The organism is Myxococcales bacterium (assembly GCA_022563535.1).
Taxonomy (GTDB): domain Bacteria; phylum Myxococcota_A; class UBA9160; order UBA9160; family UBA4427; genus DUBZ01.
In genome coordinates this window covers 1-19,814 of sequence record JADFNE010000052.1, presented here as the reverse complement: position 1 = coordinate 19,814, position 19,814 = coordinate 1, and the positions used below count along the sequence as shown (strand labels likewise).

Here is a 19,814-nt window from a genome sequence, read left to right as displayed (position 1 = left end):
CGAATGACATGAGCGGGAGATTCGATGAGTAGAAGTGCGATCCGCTGGACGCTCTGGCCTCTTGCATTCGGACTGGTGCTCTCACTGGGGTGCAAGGCTGATTTCAACAGTGGCAGCTCGGGCTCGGACAGCGACATTCGAGCATCGACTTCGACGGATGACGGGATCACCTGGTCCGCGCCGGTCGCCGTCAACAAACTTTCCGGTAAGGACCGCGGCGATGACGGTCGCCCGCAGCTGGCCACGGATGCCCTCGGCACCTGGCTCTCGGTCTGGAACACGAGTTCCAAGAAAAAAAAATTCCGCGATGACTTCGACATCGCCTTTTCGCGCTCGACCAACCTGGGCGCCAATTGGGGCGGCCACGACGACGTCAACACGAACTCGGGCAAGGATAAACACGATGATTTCTGGCCCTACATCGCGACTGACCGGCAAGGGACCTGGATCACGACCTGGTACTCCGACGCCAGTGTGGGCGGCAAGTACGGAAATGACTTCGACATTCTGTATGCGCGCTCGGTCAACGCCGGAAACACCTGGACCAAACCGGCAGCATTGAACCGCAACGCTGCCACCGACACTGGACCCGACTATCGCCCCACCCTGACTACCGACGGAATGGGGACGTGGATTGCAACCTGGTACTCGTTCGATTCTCTCGACGGTGCTCTTGGGACAGATGCTGACATCCTGTTCGCGCGCTCGATCAGTGGCGGCGCGAGCTGGACCGCACCGGCAGCGCTGAACACCAACGCGGCGACCGATGAAGGCAACGACCGGCGACCGCAAATCGCGACGGACGGCTCGGGCAACTGGGTTGCGGTGTGGAGCAGCACCGATTCACTGGGTGACACCATCGGAACCGGAACGAATGTCCTGGTCGCGCGTTCGACCGATAACGGAGTGACGTGGAGCGCTCCCGCCCCGCTGAACACGAATGCCAAGTCGAGCGCGGGGTCCCACACCAGGCCGCGAGTGATCACCGACGGCTTGGGGAACTGGACCGCGGCCTGGCAATCAAACGATCCACTCTCGGACGGCTTCGGCAACGGCGTCACGGGATTGGGTGATCTCGATGGGGACGGGGTCGAGGACGTTGCGGTGGCGGCCTCGGGTGATGATGACGGGGGCACGGACCGAGGTGCCGTCTGGATCCTGTTTCTGAACACCGACGGAACCGTGAAGTCGCAGCAGAAGATCAGCGATACCCAGGGCGGTTTCACGGGAACGCTCAGCGATGGAGATTTGTTCGGCCATGAGGTGGCTTCGCTCGGCGATCTTGACGGCGACATGGTTGGCGATCTAGCGGTTGGAGCGGTTCGCGACGATGGCGGGGGCCTCGATCGCGGCGCGGTGTGGATCCTATTCATGAACATGGACGGCACCGTGAAGTCACACCAAAAGATCGGCGAGTCGGACGGTGGTTTTACGGGCTCACTCGACGACCTCGACTCATTCGGCGGCGGGGTGACCAGCCTGGGTGATCTCGACAAGGACGGAGTTGGTGACCTCGGCGTGGGCGCGCTCGGCGACGACGGCGGCGGCACCAACCGAGGTGCAATGTGGATTCTGTTTCTGAACACAAACGGGACGGTGAAGTCGCACCAGAAGATCAGCGACACGGCGGGCGGTTTCACCGGCGTGCTGAGCGACTTCGACAAATTCGGACACTACGCGGCATCACTCGGAGACCTGGACGGAGACACCGTAATCGACCTGGTCGTGAGCGAAACAGGCGATGACTTCTTCTTCCCGAACCGCGGCGCAGTGTGGATCCTCTTCATGAACACGGACGGCACAGTGAAGTCCCACCAAAAAATCAGCGACACCGACGGTAGCTTCACCGGCCCCCTCGACGCATTTGACAGTTTTGGCATCGCGCCCTCGTCACTCGGCGATCTCGATGGAGATGGCGTCGTGGATATCGCGGTCGGGGCACGCAACGACGACGACGGCGACGTGGATAGCGGCGCGGTATGGATCCTCTTCCTCAACGCAGACGGAACGGTGAAGGCGCAGCAAAAGATCAGCGCTACCCAGGGCAGTTTCACCGGAACACACGGCGCCGGAGATCGATTCTCGAAAACGGCGGCGCTAGGGGACGTCGACGGCGACGGCATCGTCGACCTGGCGGTGGGGGGACGCGCGGGGCTCTGGATCCTCAACCTCGCCCCGAATGGCACAGTACAGTCGGAGCAGCCGATCGATGCGAACAACGGTGGCTTCACCGGCTCTCTCGCAGACGACCTTGGTACCGACTACGACATCTTGACTGCTCGCTCGACGGACAACGGAGCCACATGGACCGCCCCCACCCCGCTCAATTCGAATGCGGACAGCGACACAGGGGTAGACGCAGTCGTGCAAGTTCAAACCGGCGGACCGGGGACCTGGTTAGCGGTGTGGCATTCCTTCGACGCGCTCACGGACACGATCGGAACCGATTCCGACATCCTGATCGCCCGCTCAGTTGACGCTGGCGCAACATGGACCGCACCCGCCGCGCTGAACACCGACGCAGACATTGATGACGAAGATGATTTTTATCCGCAGGTAACGACCGATGGGCTCGGAAAATGGGTCGCCGTGTGGGAGCACGAAGATCCGAGGTGAATTTTAACAAGAGACTTGCGGAGAATTTTGCGATCGCGCTTGGATCTTTCTCGAGAGATCGGCTTGCTGTAAAGCTAGTAAGCATCCTGTTAGCCGGCGTCATCTTCGCTCCCGGCGCAAACGCGGACAATACTGGCGCTGGCCAGCCTCGCCACAAATCCCACTGCAAGATACCCGTGGACGCACACGCGTTGTGGCAGAGCGACGCTGCGAAGGACTTCTACAACTCACTCGCCTGGGGCGTCGGCACGGGTGCAATCCACTGGGGCACGACACCCGCCACGAGATGGACCCGCACCAATGGATTCGACAGCGGCATTCGCGGCGGCTTGCGGCTGGGCTCGGCGAACAGTCGCAAAGATGCAGACTTCTGGAGCGACATCACATTGGTGGCGAGCACTGGCTTGCTGCCACTTTCGGGGATCTTCGTGAGCATTCGTCATGGCGATTGCCTGGAAGCATGGGACATGGCAACCGACTTGAGCGAATCGCTCACACTGTCGTTCTTCATTACCGCGTCGGTAAAAGCGATTGCAGGTCGGGAACGCCCCTATGGCCGAGAATGCGACGGCTCCCCTCCTTCCGATGCCAACTGCAACGACGCCAACAGGAAGTTGAGCTTCTTCAGCGGTCACGCATCAGCCGCAGCGGCCGGAGCAGGAGTGACGTGTGCCTACGCGATCAAACGAAAGGCATGGGGCGAGAGTACGGCCGCGCAAGTATTTCCTTGTGCACTGGGCATCGGTGCCGCCTTGACGACCGGCATTCTCCGTATTGCCGCGGACAAGCATTGGGGAACCGACGTGCTTGTGGGACTGATTGTGGGCGGGGCCGTGGGCTACTTCGACACCTGGGGCCCATTCGACTTTCTCAAGTTCGAAAGCCACTCGGCTAGCGGCGCCCGGGATGTTCGCGGGGTCGTTCTTCCTTATGCGGGCGGTGGAGAGATTGGAGCCCGAATGGCGCTGGTGTTCTAGGCGGATCGGCCCCGTGCGTGATCGCGGTTTAGTCGAAGAGAGCATCCTCAGGAGCGCCGTAGATTCGGTTCAACAGGGCACCGAGCCTCACGCCTGCCGCCGTCAAACGTCTCTCGACAATGGGAATGTTCCGACGGTAGTAGTCTCGCGCAAGATCCTCCCCCGGCGCAAAGTCGTAGACCCGGCGCTCTACGATCTGAAACGACTCGTTGGCCCAATCGATCGGTGAGCGCGCGGCCCAGACCGTGCGGTCGATCGGCTTGATTGCAGAGGAGAGCCGCTCGGCGAGTTTGCGCCATTTGCGGGTCCTCTGACCGATCATGAGCGTGTCCCAAACCTTGTGAAGCTTGTGACGTTCGTCATAGAAATTGACCTTGATTTTGTTGCCGCCGCGATCGTCACGATAACCCGCATGAAGTGGCTGGTGGAGATCGCCAACAAAATGCCCCAGAAACTTCAACGCTTCGAGGCGACGGACAGCGGAGGGTGAGGTGCGCAGGAGCTGGGCTTCCTCTCTGATTGCGGTGAGCACACAACCGGAAGGACATTCCGCTGGCATACCGGACGCACCCCGCGCTGCATTGACGTAGTGCAGCCGGCCATACCGTTTGTAGCGGTCCTTGTTTCGGATTTTGTCGGCCCAGTTACACGAATCCGCAAACAGGTTGTAATCCGGATCCGAGCGAATCAACTGCCTGACCTTGGGGCGAGCATTGGCATCGAGTTCCTGAAAGGCAATCTCGCAGACAATCCTGTGTCCGGCTTCGCCCCAGGCGAAAGCCTGGGCGGGGAGCAAGCAGCTGCTCAGCAGCAGTGCGTAGGAGATGGAAGAGAAAGTCATTGTCTGCGCTCAGAATTGGCGTCAGAATTGACGCTGAAATCCAATCTTGATTTGCAGGAAATCCGATCCCGCAAGCCCGCTTGTGATCAGGTAATCCGCCCCGGCCACAAGATCGACCGGCGTGCCGAAGTTCAATTCTACGCCACCCCCAAAACGAAACACGCCACCCTTGTCGTGTCCTTGCGAGGGGCCCGACTCGGTTTCGAAACGGCCGCCGCCAACTCCGCCGACCAGGTAGGGTCGAAATCTTCCGGTGAGCGGATAGAACTTCAAGTTGGCGGTAAAACTCAGTGCGTTGAAGCCAACTGAATTGCCGCCGATCGCAGAATTGAAGCCCGCGAGGTAGACAAACTCAGCCTCGATCGCGAGGTAGCGGTTTGCGCGGTAGCCAGCCCAGACGTCGAACCCAAAGGCATCATCGTGATCTGAGAAGTTCCCCTCGAGATCGAATTGCTCGATGCCAATGGCGAACGCGCCTCCTACGTAGTAGCCCGGGTCTGCGCCATCCCCTTGTGCCAGAGCAACGCCAGGAACTGCGACCAGGGCCATCAACGACACCGCAGACCCAACGATCAACAACAGCACGCTTGGCGACATCCCCGACTCTGGCTCTCGCAAGGTCTTTCGCAAGATCTTTCGCATGGTCTTTCGCATGGCCTTCCGCAACGTCTTCCCTCCGATTCGACATGAATCTAGCCAACTCGAACCTCTTGGGGAATTGATACTTGCACATTGGTGTTGTCCCCCTCAGCCCACTCCTGGTCCCGGCAGTACCATTCAAGAATCAAGAGCGGAGGCGAAAACGCCGATCTATCGGGTGATATGACCAGATCGCCTCATGCTCCACTGAGCGTAGAAACGCGAGTTGCCCATCTCGGGCGAGCGTTCGCCACGGCTCTGCTGTGCCTGGCGATCAGCACGTTGTCGGGTTGTGGCAAGGTCACGGACGATTCCCGCGTGTTTTCTGCAATCTCGCGGCTGTTGACCGACCAAGGCACCGGCCAGACGCCCGGGGATACTTCTGATCAAAGTTCAAATCCGCTGGCGTCGGCCGGCGCGACCGGAGCGGCGCCTACGGAATACGTAATCTTCGAAGCCGATGACGTCAGCAAGCTAGACGAGCCGGGCAGGGTCCCCGATTCGAAAGCTCTATATAACTATGTAGATGCTCGCGGTGGCCACCACATGGTCAGAGGACTCCACAGCGTTCCAGCTGAATATCAAGCTCGCGCCTGGAGGCTCAACAGAGAAGGGGGTCCAAAGATCAACCGCTACGACGCCATGGCGGTCGTGAGAAGTTTCCAATCCGCGTCCGTGGATCCCAGTTCGTACTTCAATCCCAATCAACTGAACGTGACGCTCTACAGTGCGAAATGGTGTGGCGCATGCCGCAGGGCAAAGGCCCTGCTGGACGAGGAACGCGTTGCCTACACCCTCCGAGACATCGATGACGATCCATCGGCAAAGGAAGAAGTCCGGCGCATTTTGGGCAGCGTTACCATCCCGCTGCTCGACATCAACGGCACCTACGTCAGCGGTTACAAACGCGACACCATTCTTCGCCTCATCAAGGGCAGTTGATCGCCCTGCCCTACTCGTCGAGATATTGCCTGGCCGACGGAGGCGGCAGGTAGTAGCGAGTAAAGAACTCGTCGACGCTTTCTTCCAATACCGGCTGTCGCTGCTCACGCCACTTGAAGGCCCAATAGGAAAATAGCGCGAGCAAGATGGTCGCAACCGTGGCGACCAGAATGACTGTGGCGAGATAGGGTACGAGGTCCATGTCTAGATTCTCCCGATGCGCTCGAGCTTGCCCCAATCCATGCGGATCCGGAGCGCTTCCTCGATGGTGGCGAAGAGCTTGGCAAAGTCGATGGTGAGCGAAAAGTACACGCGATAGAGCGTGGCGTAAAAAATCAATCCAATCTTTTCTCGCTCTGCTGCGACACAGTAAAGCGCTGCGGCCACGTCGAGCAGGGTCAACTGAACAAACCAATAGACCAGGGGAAACGGGTTGGAGAGCTTGTAGACCAGAAAGACAAAGAAGCACTGGGTAAAGACGTTCATTGCGGGCCAGATCAAACCTTCAAAGATCATGTACCAAAGCGTCGCGGTAACCGCGAGATAGTGTTGCGGCCGGATCAGAGCCCGGCGGTGTTTGACGATCGATTGCAAAATGCCCCGGGTCCAGCGGTAGCGTTGCTTGATCAAGTCGTTCAGCGATTCAGGCGCTTCGGTATAGGCCTTGGCGTCGGGTTCGTAGACCGTCCGCCAACCTTCCACCAATAGTTTGAGCGTGAGGTCGCAGTCTTCCGCGAAGGTATCGCCGTCATAGCCCCCCACCGAATCCAGGGCCGAGCGACGAAATATCCCGATGGGCCCGGGGACGACGTTCACCGCGTGAAAGAAACCCTGGGCGCGGCGCACCAGGTTCAAGCCTTCGATGTATTCGAGAGATTGCAACCGGGTGATGAGCGAGCGTTGGTTGGCGATGCGAACGTTGCCCGCCACCGCGCCCACGGCCGGGTTGCCAAAGTGCCGGGCGGCCATCGACAACGCCGCGGGGTCGAGGGTTGAATCGCCATCCATGCACAAGACGAACTCGCCCCGGGAAGCAGAAATACCGGCGTTGAGCGCGGCCCACTTCCCGGAGTTCGACTGCTGGATGACCCGCACCAGCACCTGGCCGTGGTCCCCCTCAAACAGCATCGCACGGGCGTAGGTGTCGTCGGTAGAGCCATCGTCGACCACGATGATTTCATACCGCGGGTAGTCCATGTTGAAGAGCGAACGCAACGCCTGCTGAATCACCGGCCCCTCGTTGTACGCCGGCACGATGATCGAAATGAGTGGCTGGTGGTCGGTAAAGTCAGAATGCCCCTCGATGCTTGCCAAGTATGAAAACCAGAGCAACCCGAAGTAGCGAATCACGAGCGCGATCAGGAAATAGAGACAGGCGAGCATGCCTCCGCGCACAAAGCCACTGGTGGCATCGAGATTCGAGTTGAGCAGGATGTACCACGCGAGGATCGCGCCACCGATCACCATCACGGCGATCCCGATAATGCCGAGCACGAAGCGAAGTCTTTCGCCCATCACGCGACCTCCAGGGTCGCGGGCTCAGCGCGAGGGCGGCGCAGGAACATGAGGCTCACCCCAGGGCTTGAGGTCTTTGAAGAAGCAGTTCATGTCTTCCACTTCGGAAACGACTTCTGCAGAGGCGACGCCGCAGTGAACCTTCGCAAGCTTGACCCCCGCCTTCGATAGATCATCGCCAAAGCGAGCCAAGATCAACGGCACACGTTCTGCAGCCGTGAGGGGAAGCAAGGCGATCATCCGCTTGGGGGCGAAGCGCAGGAGCGAGTCCCCGTAGCGGAGATCTCGCTCCCAGATCTCGATCGTGCGGTCGAGTGCTTTGATGGTGTTGGCTTCAACGAACACGACGGTGGATTCTTGATCAAAGTTGCGGTGGAGTCTCCGTGCTCTTGCGAGCGCCTCGATGAAGTCTGCATCGCCCAACAGCTTGGAATCGCCGATCTCAATCAAGAGGTGTGAAGCATCTTCAGCTTCGGGAGTACGCGGCACGCCCTCGGGCAGCAAAAGCGTCGACTCCACCCGCTTGAGCAGTACATCCGCCGTGATGGGTCTGCGCAGCAAATGGGCCGCGCCAAGGATCTTGGCGCGCAGCCAATCGTTGGCGCGTCACGCCCTGCCCACGGTAACGATCACCGGCGGCGCATCGCCCGACCTGCTGAGCGCATGAAGTATCTGAAAGCCGGAAACTCCGGTAAGAACCAGATCCAGGATCACCAGGTCCGGGCGGTCCGCGAGCACGAGCGACAAAGCCTCGAAACCACTGTTGGCCAGCGTCAAGTCGTATTGCGGGGAGAGTGCTTCGTGAATGAACTCTCGGTCCTCCTGGCTTCCTTGGATGACGAGCACACGCGGGCGGTGATGCTCTTGCGCCCTGCGCTGCACGGTGGGTCTAGTGGGCGCTTCGATATCGGTCATGTGCGCGCCGCCGGCCCCAATCTCAAAGCCAACCGTGCCATCGATCACGCAACCCGTTCGGCTGTATTCAACGTACAGACTTCGGTGACCGTCGGACTTGCGTTCCAGTCGGATCAAGACTTCAACCTGATCCGAAAGCGTGCGCATGAGGTGGGGATCTTCGTTGCGCAGCAATGCCGGGGTATCGAGAGTGGCAATCGTAATGGCGGGGTGCTCGATGGGAACCGCGAGCAAAGATTCGAACGTGTCGCGCAGCGCGGCTTCATCGACAATTTCGCCAACCAGCGAAGAGATCTAATCGAGCACCACGAAGCCAGCTTCGGGTGCCGCGTCTCGCAGCGCCCCGGCCAGCACGAAGCCCCCTTGCTTGCGCACCGAAGCCGCAATGCGCGGATGATCTTCCAACACGATCAATTGACCCGAACGCACCGCATCGTCGAGGCAAAGTTTCAGGCTGTTGGCTTGGCGTAAGAGAATGGCGGGGGGTTCAGAGGTGAGAATCACGCCCCGCTCACCGCGACGGAGCGCCGCGGCAACGAGCTGAAGCATGATGACCGTCCGACCGCTGCCCACCGGTCCGGCGAGAACCAACGAGGGGAACCCGGCTCGATCCCCCCCAGAACATCGTCGATGATCGAGACATCTGTTGCCGCCATTTCTGCTCCCAATCTCGCTAGTTACAGCGCCTATCGGTGAGCCGTTCGAGGGGGTTTAGCAACAGTGAGCTTGGCTTCGGAAGTTCGATGGAATTGCGGATGGCGACTGGGGTGTTTGTTGGAGAAGGAACGAAGCTCAACCCCGCCGCAAACCCGGCAGCAGTGCCGGCACGGTCTCCATCCGGATTTTGTAATCGGGCCGCCGCGCCAACATGCGATCGTCGATCAACTTCAAACTCACAAAGCGGAACAACAAAGTGATCGACACTGCCCCCGCACCTGTCCACCAGGCCGCAGGTTCGGCCGCGAGCGCAAACAGATAGAGCCCCCACCAAAAACCAATCTCGCCGAGATAGTTGGGGTGGCGGCAATAACTCCAAACCCCCGTGTCGAGAATGGCTTCGGCGGGTGGCTGCGAAAGCCGAAAGCGTCGCAACTGTTGGTCCGCGGTGCCTTCGAGCAAGATCGCCCCACCCGTAATGACCGCGGCTGCGAGGTCGAGCACACCGAAGGGTTGGTTGCCCGTAACCAGCGCAGGCCAAAGGGGCAGACATCCCGCAAATACCAACAGCGTCGGGATCATGTGCAGGCCGGTGAAGCTGACGAGCCAGTAGAGGGAGCCGGTGTTTTTGCGTTGGTCGACGTAGCGCCAGTCTTCGTGGTCGAGTCCGGTCCAGCTGCGGGCCCAGTTGTAGGTGAGCCGGATGGCCCAGGCGGAGAGCAGGGTGCCGACGACTAGCTGGCGCAAAGCGTTTGCCCCTGCGGCTTCGCCGGCGATCAGCTGGCGCAAGGTACTTTCCCCTGCGGCTTCGGGGAGGAGGGCCCAGTAGATTGCGATGGGTATCGGTGCCACGCTCCAGTAGATGTCGTAGAAACTCGAGTTGTTGTATTTCTTGCTGAAGCCGAAGACCACGCAGGTGGCTACGACGTCGGCCCAAAGTGCGCGGACGATCGGGCTTGTGCTGGGGGCCTGGGCATCAATGATGAAGACGGTAACGGCGGCGGCCAGCAGCCCCGCTGCATAGGCCATGGCGATCAGGGAAAACGCGTGTCTGCGCATGGGGGGCTCCTCATCTCTTTTGGCTTGCTCTCAGTTTAACTCGGTGATCGCTCGGTGAGCTTGTTCGACCGCCACCTCGAGCATAGCCATTCCACCGGAATCAGAATTCGCGATGGCGATGCGACCGAAGGGTTTACGGGCGCGATAGTGGGGGGCGTTCGGGGTTTGTCGATCGTAGCCGTCAAAGATGACGCTGCCTCCCCTCGTATACCCGTGCGCCCAGCGATTTACGGTGATGCCTTCGATATCCCGAGCCGGATCGAAACCGCCAGCGGAGAGCATGCTGCCGAGTTGCTCGCGTATGTTGCGCTCGATGGTTTCGAAGGAAGTCGCAAGCAACTCGTGGCGCCCGGCTCGAAATTGCTCCCGCGGTGTCAGCCCTTCGTTGTTTCGATGCGGGAAGCGTTCCATGTGGACGACGATCGGATCTTCCGGACCCTTGGCGAAGGAATAGCCTCCGATGGAAACCGGAAAGTCGAGCATCGCATTGACGTGGTAGCCCCCGGGTGCAATCACTGCACCAATTCCCAACTTCTTCCATGCCTTGTAATTGCGCAACGCAACGTTCGTGTAGAGGATTGGTGATTTCACCTGGAGGGCGAGCGCTTCGCGTTGCGATTTGGGGAGCTCGGGACAGAGCTTGGGAATCATCGCGTTGTAGCAGGCCAGTACGCAGCCGCGTGCTTGCACGCGATACGCGCGGCCGCCGCGCACGTAGGTAACGTGAACGCGCTTGGCCGACTTTGGATCGCCGTCGTGCTTGACGCGAATGACCGTGGAGAGGAGGCGCAACCGAACACGGGAGCTACTGCGGTCGAGCTTCGAGTAGTCGAAGCGAGCTTTCACGATGTCGTCCATCGAGTTGCCCGGTGCTACGCCGGGAATCATCTGGCGCACCATCAGCCGAGCAATAGAGGCGTTGCCGTCGGGAAAGTGGTGGATGTAGGGCTCGTAGGCCTCCCAGTTCTCGCCGTACCGCAGGCCCGCGGCTTCTGCCCCGGGTAGACCGAGGTAGTCGATGGCGCTCCACGCCGGGGCGGCTTCGATACCCAAGCCAGAGTCAGTCGTGAGATCCTGGAGGACGGCGAACACCTCGGGCTCGCGAATACCCATGTGCTTGACCAGGAAGTCTCGATAGGTGATGGATCTCAGGTAAGTCTCTTTGCCGCTGTCGGGAATGTGAGACATGTGATCTGTTTCATTGAGGATCAAGCGCAAAAACTCGCGTTGCGCGGCCTTGGAGATCGGCATCTGCGCAACCCCTTGCTCGGGTGAGAGTTGAGACGGCGCAAGGTTTATGGTGCCCTCGAAATTTCCGAGATCGAAGGGAACCAACTTGTCGACACCCCAGCCTTCTTTATCGAAGTGGATTCCGGCACTGAGCCCGTTACGCGTGTAGAAATTATGATCATAGGCAGTGTCGAAGCGCTTCAAGTCGACGCCGAGATCTCGCAGCAGAGTCTTCGCGGCCTGGGGGTAATACGAAGGCTCTTCCAGGGTCTGGCTTCCGCCGTAACCGATGAGCGAGCGGCCCCCTGCCTCAAACTCGTTGCGTTTGGCGTGCCCCCCAAAGTCGTCGTGGTTGTCGAGAATGAGGATGCGCGCTTTCGGGTTTTCTTTGCGATGGAAGTGGGCGGCGGCAAGACCGCTGATGCCTCCCCCCACGACAACCAGGTCATAGACATCGGCGTCGGGCTCTGTCACGGGCCCCCAATCCGTCCGACCCCCTAGCGCGAGTTGGTGGGCAACTTCAAAGGAACCGACGTGGCTCCCCCGGTACCCGGTGAGCGCAGGGGGATAGGCGGCTGCACTTACCGGTGCAATATCGCCAGCTCGTTCGAGCGCAAGAACCGTGTCGGCAAGCGCGCGCCCGGGAATCATCGTGCTCGCGGCCAGCGCACCCAAACCATTCAAAACGTCTCTGCGTGAAATCGGGCGATCCATTCCAAGATCGCGGTCTTTCCTGCTCATCTTCCATCCTCTTTGCTGCCCACTGGCGATGTCGTGTAGGACGATAGAATAGGGCCTTTCGAGATCGGAACCCGACCCCATGATTGACAAGCGCTGTCAATGCCAATTCTGGAAACTTCGCAATATGCGCCGAGCTCTCACTCTGTTGGGTGTTGGGTCCGTTGCTGCGCTTGCCGGGTGGGTGGCGTGCGGCCCTGTAGCGCCGCGGTACACGACGCCCATGCGGATCTCGCTGCTGGAGCACTTCGAAGTCGCCGAGCGTCGAGGTCCCAGCAAACGCGTGGCCGACAGCTCCGCTTTGAAGGGCAGCGCTGTGGTCCAGGGTTGCAATAGCTCGCTCGTATACCACTTCGTCATGCCAGAAGCCGCGCGAGTGATCGGGAGCGGTGTGATCGCGCGGACCGGTGGACATGCCCCGGCGCATCTTTCGATCGGCGTGACAGACAGCCAGGGGCGGCGCCGGACAATCGTCGAGCGCAGCCTCGTTGGCGAGAGCGAAACCATTGCATTCGACGAATTGCTCGGCTCTTCGTGGCGCAGCATGATGAAGCTCGAGTTCTCCATCGCCTGCGAAGCCGACGACGAGCTCCGCATCCATTGGAAGGAGCTGCGAGTCGCGGGCACCCGCCCCACCCCTCCCGCGACACCTCTATTCGCACGAGATCGCTACAACGTACTCGTCATCTTGCTCGACTCCTTGCGCGCGGATCATATCCAGCCATATGGCACAAAGACAATCGCCACACCGCGCTTGCAGGCGCTCGCTGATGAGGGGGTCTCGTTCCTCAACGCGCGATCCACTGCATCGTGGACTCGGGCCGCCGTCGCATCGCTGCTCACTTCACAATTTGCGCTCAATCACGGAGTGATGGGGATCATGGACAGGCTCCCGCGCAACACCCCCTACCTGCCGTACATTCTGCAGAGGAACGGCTACCACACGATCCTCATCACCAACACTGCGATGATGTCGACCTCATACGGTTTCGATCGAGGCTTTACGCGGGTCTTCAGTCAATTCAAGCTCGATTTGGCTTCGGGGCGACGCCGCTATCACGATCCAGCGAAAAACGCGAACGAGATCTGGACCAAGTGCATCGAGCCCGCGGTCAGGATGTCGGAACGAAAGCCCTTCTTCCTTTATATTCACGAGCGCGATCCGCACTCGCCCTACGATCCACTACCCCCGTATGACGAAATGTATGCGTCGGGGTACGAGGGCGAAGCAAAATCCGATTTAGTCCATATGGGAAAGCTCCGCACTTCAACCGCGGCCGTAGACCCCGCGCTCATCGAGAGACTCGACGGACTCTACAGCGGAGAAGTCAGCTACATGGACCGCTACGTGGGAACCCTGTTGGACCGGCTCGAGCGAAGCAAGCTCGACCGAAAGACGCTCGTAGTCTTCATTTCCGACCACGGCGAAGAATTTTGGGTCACGGATCCGTGGGCCACGGCCACACGGTCTACGACGAGCTGCTAAAGATTCCGCTGATCATGCGCTTGAAGGGGGTACTGCCCGAGGGTCTCGCGACAGAAGTTCCAATCGATCTCGCCGATGTCGCGCCTACCATCCTCGACGTGCTGGGCATCGACCCGCCGCCACAGGCCCAGGGCTCAACGGTCCTCCCCTACGTGCTCGCCGACCCTTCGTACGCGACACGGGACACAAACGGATCTTGGGGCGCGCATAGCCGGGACCACTTCAGCGCGGCCCAAGCAGATTCACGCCTTGGCAAGAGAACTCCCCTCGCAACTTCCCTCGTCTACCAGGACTGGAAGCTCATCCACACTCCCGCTGGAGCCGCGCCCGCGCGACTGAGCTTGTTTGATCTGGCAGACGATCCGGGCGAGCGAGCGGACATTGCGGCAGAGCACCCGGTGGTCGTCGGTACGCTCGACCAGATGCGACGCTGGATGCGACGCGAGCATGACGCACGGCAACCGAAGCCGGAAGACAGCGTAAGTGAGAGCTCACTCGACGACGCAACGCAACAGAACCTGCGCGCGCTCGGATACATCGAATAGCTATGCGTCGGATGACAATTATCTGGGCGTAGCGGTTGGCTCAGGCGCCGATCACGTCCCGGGAGCGCGGACCCAATGCTGTGCGGACCAGGCCCACTACGCTGAGCGAGCCAAACAACCCTGCGCACCAATATCCGCCGATCACGACGAGGTCGAATTCGTCCTTCGCCGGTTGGAACAAGCCCGCGGCGGCGTAAACGAAGAAGATGTGCAGCAAGTAGATGGCGAAACTCGCGTCTGCCAACAGCCTTACGCTCCAGCGGGGCTCTCCGCGGCCGCAGGTCGCGCCGAAGAGGAGTGCGATGATCGCGTAGTTATAGAGCCACGTGGCCGTGCGGCCGAGTTGTGAATAAGGCTGATTGAAAGCCACTGCGACGCAGACCATCGCTATTGCGGCCGCCAACGCGCAGAACACGCCATGGTGTTTTGTCAGCAGTCTTCGCACGGGTTCGTAGTACAAACGCAGCATGAAGCCGATCAGGAAGTAGGCCCACCAGAACAGCGGTCCTCGCAATTGCCAGAAGAGTGGGAAGCGCAGTGCCAGGCGACCCTGGACCACAATCTGGGCCAACAGCATCACCGCGGTCAGTCCCCATAGCACCCGGCGCGGCAGAATGGCGAAGAGCGCCACGAAGAGAACCAACCAGAAGTGGACGAACACGTAGTAGTAGGGACCAAAGGACGAGCCCAGCAGCAACTCCTTTACCACGGTGGGAAAGTCGTGCGCCTGGCCTTGCCCGATCCACCACAGTTGCGCGAGCAGCGACGCGAGCAGATAGGGCACCAGCAAGCGTCGCAGTCTCCGCAACACTGTCTTGGTTGGGATGCGCACAGTCGTGGCGTAGAGAAAACCTGATGCGAGCAGGAAGCCGGGCACCGCAAAGCGGGTCACGATTCCGATCCAGATCTCGGGCGTGGAGATTTCGGGGTTCCAGGGGTCCCGAACAGAGTGGACCAGGATGACGGCGAGGATCCCGACCGCTTTGATATGGTCGACCTCGCTGAAGCGCGCGCCAGCAGCCGTCGCGTTCGTCGTCATCACGACTCTTGTACCACAAACCAGCATCGAGCCAACAACATCCTCAGGGATTTGTGCCAGAGCCAGCTCGTGTGTTCGCACAACTGTACTTCGTCTATTTCCCCTGAAGACCCAGGCTAGCCCCTGGAGATTGCCCCTCACTGCCAGAAAAGTCAGCAGCGCGATGGCCGGCAAACCGATAGCGAAAAGCAAGTAGATCTATGTCTATATAAGTAGCCAAAGAATAAGGAAGAACGGCCAGCACCAATGTTCAAGACCGGTTTCGAAATCTTCCTCCGTTTGCCCAACTCGGGAAACGACCGCGTGCTCCATCCCGCGGTTGTAGAAGCCGCTTCAGAGCAAGAGACCAGGTTGCTCTTGAATGAAGAAGGTGTCGAGGTCAGTGAAGATCTCGACGTCATTCTCTACTTCAAGCGAAAGCACTCCTTCCTTCAGCAGCCAGCCCACATCACTGCAGTCGAACTCGACGACACCACGTACATCGTCACCCTGACCACGAGTGGCGATCCCATTTGGGCAGAAGGCCGAGAGTTTTACCGGGTAACGGCAATCTCGGCAGATGTAGACGCAAAAGTGGGATCGGGCGAGCCTGCAGACTCCAGAACGTAAGCGCGTCGGGCTTTGCCATCGTGTCGAGCGATAACTTTTCTATTGGCGAGATCCTGCCGGTCGTGCTGCGCTACAAAAACACCGAATACACGGGAACCGGGTGCATCCAAACCATCCGGGCCCTCGGGCGCAATCGCACGCGCTATGGGTTGAGTTGCGTATCCGGCGCCATTTTGGGCAACTCTCTGCTCGATGGCCTCACCCGTCTGAGCTTGCTGATCCAACGCGACCAACTTTCGCGGCGCTAACGTGCAACGGTTCGTTCATGTGCTCATTCCGGCCCAGATAGGGTGTTGCTTCCAGAAACAAAGTCGGTAGAGACACCGAGTTTTCCCCGCGCCACCCAAACGAGAACCCCCATGGGTTCTCAGATGGCGATGCTTCGCTACAGCCTGATCCGAAAATTAAAGCCCGTGCACAGTTCCTGCGATAAGTGAAGTATGGCAAATCGCTTTACAATTAATGTGGCAGACGGCGGGATGGAGGCAACCCTTAGCATCACAGCAGGGGAATCGTGCACTACTGCTGACCTCCGAAAAGCAATCAGCGATGCAGGTGTTCGCCGAGGCGTACTCGAAGAACCTGTTGAGCAACTCGGCCAAAAACTCGCCGACACTAGCTTCACCGTGAACAAAAAAGTCATCGCGCAAGGCAAGCGCATGACGGAAGGCAAAGCCGGCAAGCTTCACATCAACAATGCAAACGCCAAAAAAGACATTCCCGCTTCGCATCTAGCGGACGATTCCGCTAAAACGACGGGCAAAGGTGGTGGCGACAAGTCTTACCTCATCAGTGTGGTCAAGGGCCAGGAGCTTGGACACGTTGACCGGGCGACCCCTGGAGAAGCGGGCTGGACCGTCAAGGATGCAATTCTCGACTGCCCAAGAGTAGACGATCCAATCCTCCGCCTGGGCATCGGCCTGAAGTGCAATTCCAAGAACCTGGTCTGCGCCACTTCCACTGGTGTTCTCTTCAACCAGGATGGCGACAAGCTGAGCGTAGTACCCGTCCCCGCCAACAAGCGCATCTTGATCACAGTCAGCAACGATCTGCTGAAAGCGACAGTCCGGCTCTTCCCCGGAGAACCCGGCGACGCCGATACCGTGACCGACGCCATCGAGAAAGCCGAAATCACTCACGGTGTTGACAAGAAGGCGAGCACCGAACTGGCACAAAAGCTGCGAGACCCGGTCTCGCAAATAGACGAGTTGCTCATCGCCGAAGGCGTCTCCGCCAAAAAGGGAAAAGACGGCCACTTCGAACCCGACTTCCCAGTCAGCACCCTGGCTGGCAAACTCCGCCCCGATGGCACCATCGACTTCCGCGACCGCAGTACGCTCATCGCAGTAACCGACCAAGAAGTCATCGGGCTCTACCACCCCCCCAGCAACGGAACCCCGGGCCATGACGTCAAAGGCGGCGAAACCGAAGTCACCCCGGGCAAGGACAACCCCCCAAAGCTCGGCGATGGTGCCGCAATGGGCGACGGCAACACGGTCGTGGCCACCATTGACGGCGTAATCAACTACCAGCCGGGGGGCACCCTGCAGGTAAACGACGCCTATGAACACCGCGGCGACGTCGACCTCAAATCCGGCGATCTAAAGATGAACGGCGTCATCATCGTAACCGGAGACGTCGCCCGCGACGCCAAGGTCCAGGCAACCGACGGCATCGTGATCAAGGGCATGATCGACGCAGGCGGCGTCGAATGCGACGGCCCCGTCACCGTAGCAGGCGGAGTGATGGTCGACGGCAAGGCCTATATCCGCGCCGGAGGCGACGTCACCTGCCACCACACCCAGGGCGCCCGAATCGAATGCAAAGAAACCATCACCGTAAAGCAAGACATCGTAACCAGCTTCTTGCGAGCCAAGGTCATCACCGGCGAATCTGAAAAATGCCGAGTCCGCGGCGGCATGCTCTCCGCCGAAGAACAAATCGTAGTGGGCGAAGCGGGCTCCGAACTCGGAGTCAAAACCGTACTCTCCGTCGCAATGCCCCTGGGCTGGGAATATGAATCCGTCGCCGACAAGCTGGGCAAAGCAGCGGGTGCGCCAAAGCCCGCCCCCGTCAAAGGCAAAAAGCGCGGTCCCAAGAAAGGCAAGCGCGAAAAAGTCGAATCCGCCTCAGCGATCATGAGGCGACTAAACGAAGTTGCCCGCATCGAGGTTCGCGGAACCCTCCACCCCGGAGTCGTGATCGAGATCGGCCCCTTGTCGAAAATCATTGAACGAAAGTCCGAGCGGGTCCGGTTTAGATATTCGGTAGTAGATGACGAGCCGACGATCGTGATGCAGGATCTGCCGCGGGGTGGTGGGGGTTAGGGGTAGGTAGCCTTCGGGGAATTATGAGTTGGCTGCGGGCGGGACACCAAGATCGGTGCAAATTTTGCGAGCGAGATGCTCGTTGATCTCACGGTGCCGAGGCACTGTCGAGATTCTTCGAGTAGTCACGTTTACGTAGACTGTTATGCCTAGAGCCTTCGCGCCGGATCTCGCAGCCGTGAGATTTCAGGTGTCGTACCAGGTCTCTTCGTTTCACCCCTCGATCTTCAACGGCTCGCGGATCACCTCCCCTGATCCCGCTTCTTCGCGAGCCAGCTCGCGACTGCTCTCAACCACCAGCTCGACCGCCTCGCGCAGATTCTCTCGCGCTTCCTCTAGCGTCGCGCCCTGGCTGTTCGCGCCTGCCAGCTCCTCGACAAACGCGATGTAGCCTTCAGGCACCTTCTTAAACACGGCTGTGAATGCCATCTCCATGGCTCCCTCCGGGACCGCACGCGCAGAGGATAGCGCGAGACGCGACCGGTCAACAAGAGGTCAGAGCCGGGCGCTGGCAGCCTACTGAATAACAGAGGGTTTTCTGCGGGTGGATGACAAAGGATCCGTTGTTGGCCACCTTTACCCAGGGTTCACGACCATGTCAATTCAAATAGTTACAGCCCTCTTGCACCAGCTATCCGCAGACCCTTTTCGTACATGTATACAGGCCGCGCCGAGTTGAATTCATGGTGGACTGTGAGTGGTGGTGAGGAGGAGCGAGAGAGGCGACGGGGAAGCGGGGGTTCGAGGGTGTATACGTTGCCCTTTCAAATGCGTGACCCAAATTATCTTTATCGCTCGCCGCTCAACAAGCCTGTCGCTACGGGCGTGCCCAAGCCTGGACGCTACTGGACGTGGTAGAATCAAGCCCACCTCAGGGGTGTTCAGAGGGAGCTGCGCGGCAGATCGCCGCCAGCCGCTGGATGCCGATCCGTTGGGCGGCTAGCAAATGCGGCTCGGAATTGGGTGGATGGGCGTGCTTGCTGCCACGCTCTTTAGTGGGCTCGTGTCTTCAGGCTGCACCGTGGGTTGGTATGAGACGCGAGAGATGCCACAACCCGCGCGTGGTGGCGAGGCGGCTGAGTGGGAGTGCCCTACACGATACGAGCTTTCTGTATCAAGCGGCTGGGTTACGAACACCTTCGGGTATGAGAAGGTGAATCCCACGAGGCTTTCTAAATTGCGTGGAGCGTATCGCGCAACGACAGACTCCGTGCTTAACGATATGGGGTGCCTTGCACAGCAGGGGGGAGACGAGTCGGGCTCGTTGCTTGTCATTCGGGTAGAGGAACGTCGGCAGATCAGCGCGTTGCCACAAGAGGTGCTCACTGGCCTCTCGTTTGGCTTGCTCCCGAGCTGGGGAACGCGTGCTGGAGAGCTGCAGTTCGACTTTGCCCTAAGGGGCGCGGCCGCGTCCTTTCAAGTCGACGTGAAGCGAATTAGCCATCTCTTATTGACTCCGGTGTTCTGGGTGAGCTTCCTGGGAGAGGACGCACAGCGGGAATACAAGACAGCTCTCGGGAGTTTCCTGGCACGCCGCCCAACAAACCAGTGAACACGGACCCGGAATAGCCCAATTCAAAGCCAGTACACACGCTGGATCACATGACGGGTTGGCGCGACATTGCGGGATAACATGACTAGACTGTGGGTTGGTTAATAACTAGTTATGCGGACAGGCC

General features: G+C 59.6%; 19 protein-coding genes. 8 read left to right on the top strand and 11 right to left on the bottom strand.

All coding sequences use genetic code 11. The features are described from left to right. The first annotated feature begins 24 nt into the window (after nt 1-24). Both IH881_14960 and IH881_14955 read left to right on the top strand, forming a co-directional pair. A complete protein-coding gene (locus IH881_14960; protein ID MCH7868994.1) occupies nt 25-2,616 on the top strand; it encodes an FG-GAP repeat protein in 2,592 nt (863 codons plus the stop codon). Nucleotides 2,617-2,792: 176 nt separating this feature from the next. Continuing rightward, nucleotides 2,793-3,593, top strand: coding sequence for a phosphatase PAP2 family protein (locus IH881_14955; protein MCH7868993.1), 801 nt, complete (start codon nt 2,793-2,795; stop codon nt 3,591-3,593). 28 nt (nt 3,594-3,621) lie between these two features. Here the strand turns inward: IH881_14955 and IH881_14950 are convergent, their stop codons facing one another. Together IH881_14950 and IH881_14945 are read right to left on the bottom strand one after the other, a co-directional pair. Continuing rightward, a complete protein-coding gene (locus tag IH881_14950) occupies nt 3,622-4,434 on the bottom strand; it encodes a S1/P1 nuclease (GenBank protein MCH7868992.1) in 813 nt (270 codons plus the stop codon). A gap of 21 nt (nt 4,435-4,455) precedes the next feature. Then, nucleotides 4,456-5,100 (bottom strand): porin family protein, encoded by a 645-nt coding sequence (locus tag IH881_14945; protein ID MCH7868991.1) that lies wholly within the window; start codon nt 5,098-5,100, stop codon nt 4,456-4,458. Nucleotides 5,101-5,256: 156 nt separating this feature from the next. Between IH881_14945 and IH881_14940 the strand changes: the two genes are divergently transcribed. Continuing rightward, nucleotides 5,257-6,015 (top strand): glutaredoxin family protein, encoded by a 759-nt coding sequence (locus IH881_14940; GenBank protein ID MCH7868990.1) that lies wholly within the window; start codon nt 5,257-5,259, stop codon nt 6,013-6,015. Nucleotides 6,016-6,025: 10 nt separating this feature from the next. Here IH881_14940 and IH881_14935 read toward each other — a convergent pair whose 3' ends face one another. The 7 genes from IH881_14935 to IH881_14905 all read right to left on the bottom strand — a co-directional run bounded on the left by IH881_14935 (nt 6,026) and on the right by IH881_14905 (nt 12,132). Next, nucleotides 6,026-6,217, bottom strand: a complete 192-nt coding sequence (locus IH881_14935; GenBank protein ID MCH7868989.1) for a hypothetical protein — start codon at nt 6,215-6,217, stop codon at nt 6,026-6,028. A gap of 2 nt (nt 6,218-6,219) precedes the next feature. After that, on the bottom strand, nt 6,220-7,398 hold the full coding sequence (locus IH881_14930; protein MCH7868988.1) for a glycosyltransferase: 1,179 nt from the start codon (nt 7,396-7,398) through the stop codon (nt 6,220-6,222). 156 nt (nt 7,399-7,554) lie between these two features. Next, a complete protein-coding gene (locus IH881_14925; GenBank protein MCH7868987.1) occupies nt 7,555-8,091 on the bottom strand; it encodes a hypothetical protein in 537 nt (178 codons plus the stop codon). Between the two features lie 45 nt (nt 8,092-8,136). Continuing rightward, nucleotides 8,137-8,679, bottom strand: coding sequence for a response regulator (locus IH881_14920; protein MCH7868986.1), 543 nt, complete (start codon nt 8,677-8,679; stop codon nt 8,137-8,139). A gap of 60 nt (nt 8,680-8,739) precedes the next feature. Then, a complete protein-coding gene (locus tag IH881_14915; protein MCH7868985.1) occupies nt 8,740-8,994 on the bottom strand; it encodes a hypothetical protein in 255 nt (84 codons plus the stop codon). 243 nt (nt 8,995-9,237) lie between these two features. After that, nucleotides 9,238-10,161: a DUF1295 domain-containing protein gene (locus IH881_14910; GenBank protein MCH7868984.1), complete on the bottom strand. Its 924-nt coding sequence runs from the start codon at nt 10,159-10,161 to the stop codon at nt 9,238-9,240. A gap of 30 nt (nt 10,162-10,191) precedes the next feature. Further along, on the bottom strand, nt 10,192-12,132 hold the full coding sequence (locus tag IH881_14905; GenBank protein MCH7868983.1) for an NAD(P)-binding protein: 1,941 nt from the start codon (nt 12,130-12,132) through the stop codon (nt 10,192-10,194). A 124-nt stretch (nt 12,133-12,256) separates the two neighbouring features. Here IH881_14905 and IH881_14900 point away from each other — a divergent pair, with 124 nt between their 5' ends. Next, nucleotides 12,257-13,615, top strand: a complete 1,359-nt coding sequence (locus IH881_14900) for a sulfatase (protein ID MCH7868982.1) — start codon at nt 12,257-12,259, stop codon at nt 13,613-13,615. Continuing rightward, the gene (locus IH881_14895) at nt 13,564-14,160 is read left to right on the top strand and encodes a hypothetical protein (protein MCH7868981.1); all 597 of its coding nucleotides are present in this window, start codon (nt 13,564-13,566) and stop codon (nt 14,158-14,160) included. Before IH881_14900 ends, IH881_14895 begins: the two co-directional genes overlap by 52 nt. Nucleotides 14,161-14,200: 40 nt before the next feature. Here IH881_14895 and IH881_14890 read toward each other — a convergent pair whose 3' ends face one another. After that, nucleotides 14,201-15,199 carry an acyltransferase gene (locus IH881_14890; GenBank protein ID MCH7868980.1) on the bottom strand — a complete coding sequence of 333 codons (999 nt, stop codon included), beginning with the start codon at nt 15,197-15,199 and terminating at the stop codon, nt 14,201-14,203. 246 nt (nt 15,200-15,445) lie between these two features. On the opposite strand from IH881_14890, the gene IH881_14885 reads away from it, so the two are divergent. From IH881_14885 to IH881_14875, 3 genes are all read left to right on the top strand, one after another. Next, nucleotides 15,446-15,808 carry a hypothetical protein gene (locus IH881_14885; GenBank protein ID MCH7868979.1) on the top strand — a complete coding sequence of 121 codons (363 nt, stop codon included), beginning with the start codon at nt 15,446-15,448 and terminating at the stop codon, nt 15,806-15,808. A gap of 20 nt (nt 15,809-15,828) precedes the next feature. Continuing rightward, nucleotides 15,829-16,056 carry a hypothetical protein gene (locus IH881_14880; GenBank protein MCH7868978.1) on the top strand — a complete coding sequence of 76 codons (228 nt, stop codon included), beginning with the start codon at nt 15,829-15,831 and terminating at the stop codon, nt 16,054-16,056. 192 nt (nt 16,057-16,248) lie between these two features. Further along, a complete protein-coding gene (locus IH881_14875; protein MCH7868977.1) occupies nt 16,249-18,135 on the top strand; it encodes a DUF342 domain-containing protein in 1,887 nt (628 codons plus the stop codon). Nucleotides 18,136-18,348: 213 nt separating this feature from the next. On the opposite strand, the gene IH881_14870 is transcribed toward IH881_14875, so the two are convergent. Continuing rightward, a complete protein-coding gene (locus IH881_14870; protein ID MCH7868976.1) occupies nt 18,349-18,570 on the bottom strand; it encodes a type II toxin-antitoxin system HicB family antitoxin in 222 nt (73 codons plus the stop codon). Nucleotides 18,571-19,814 lie beyond the last annotated feature (1,244 nt).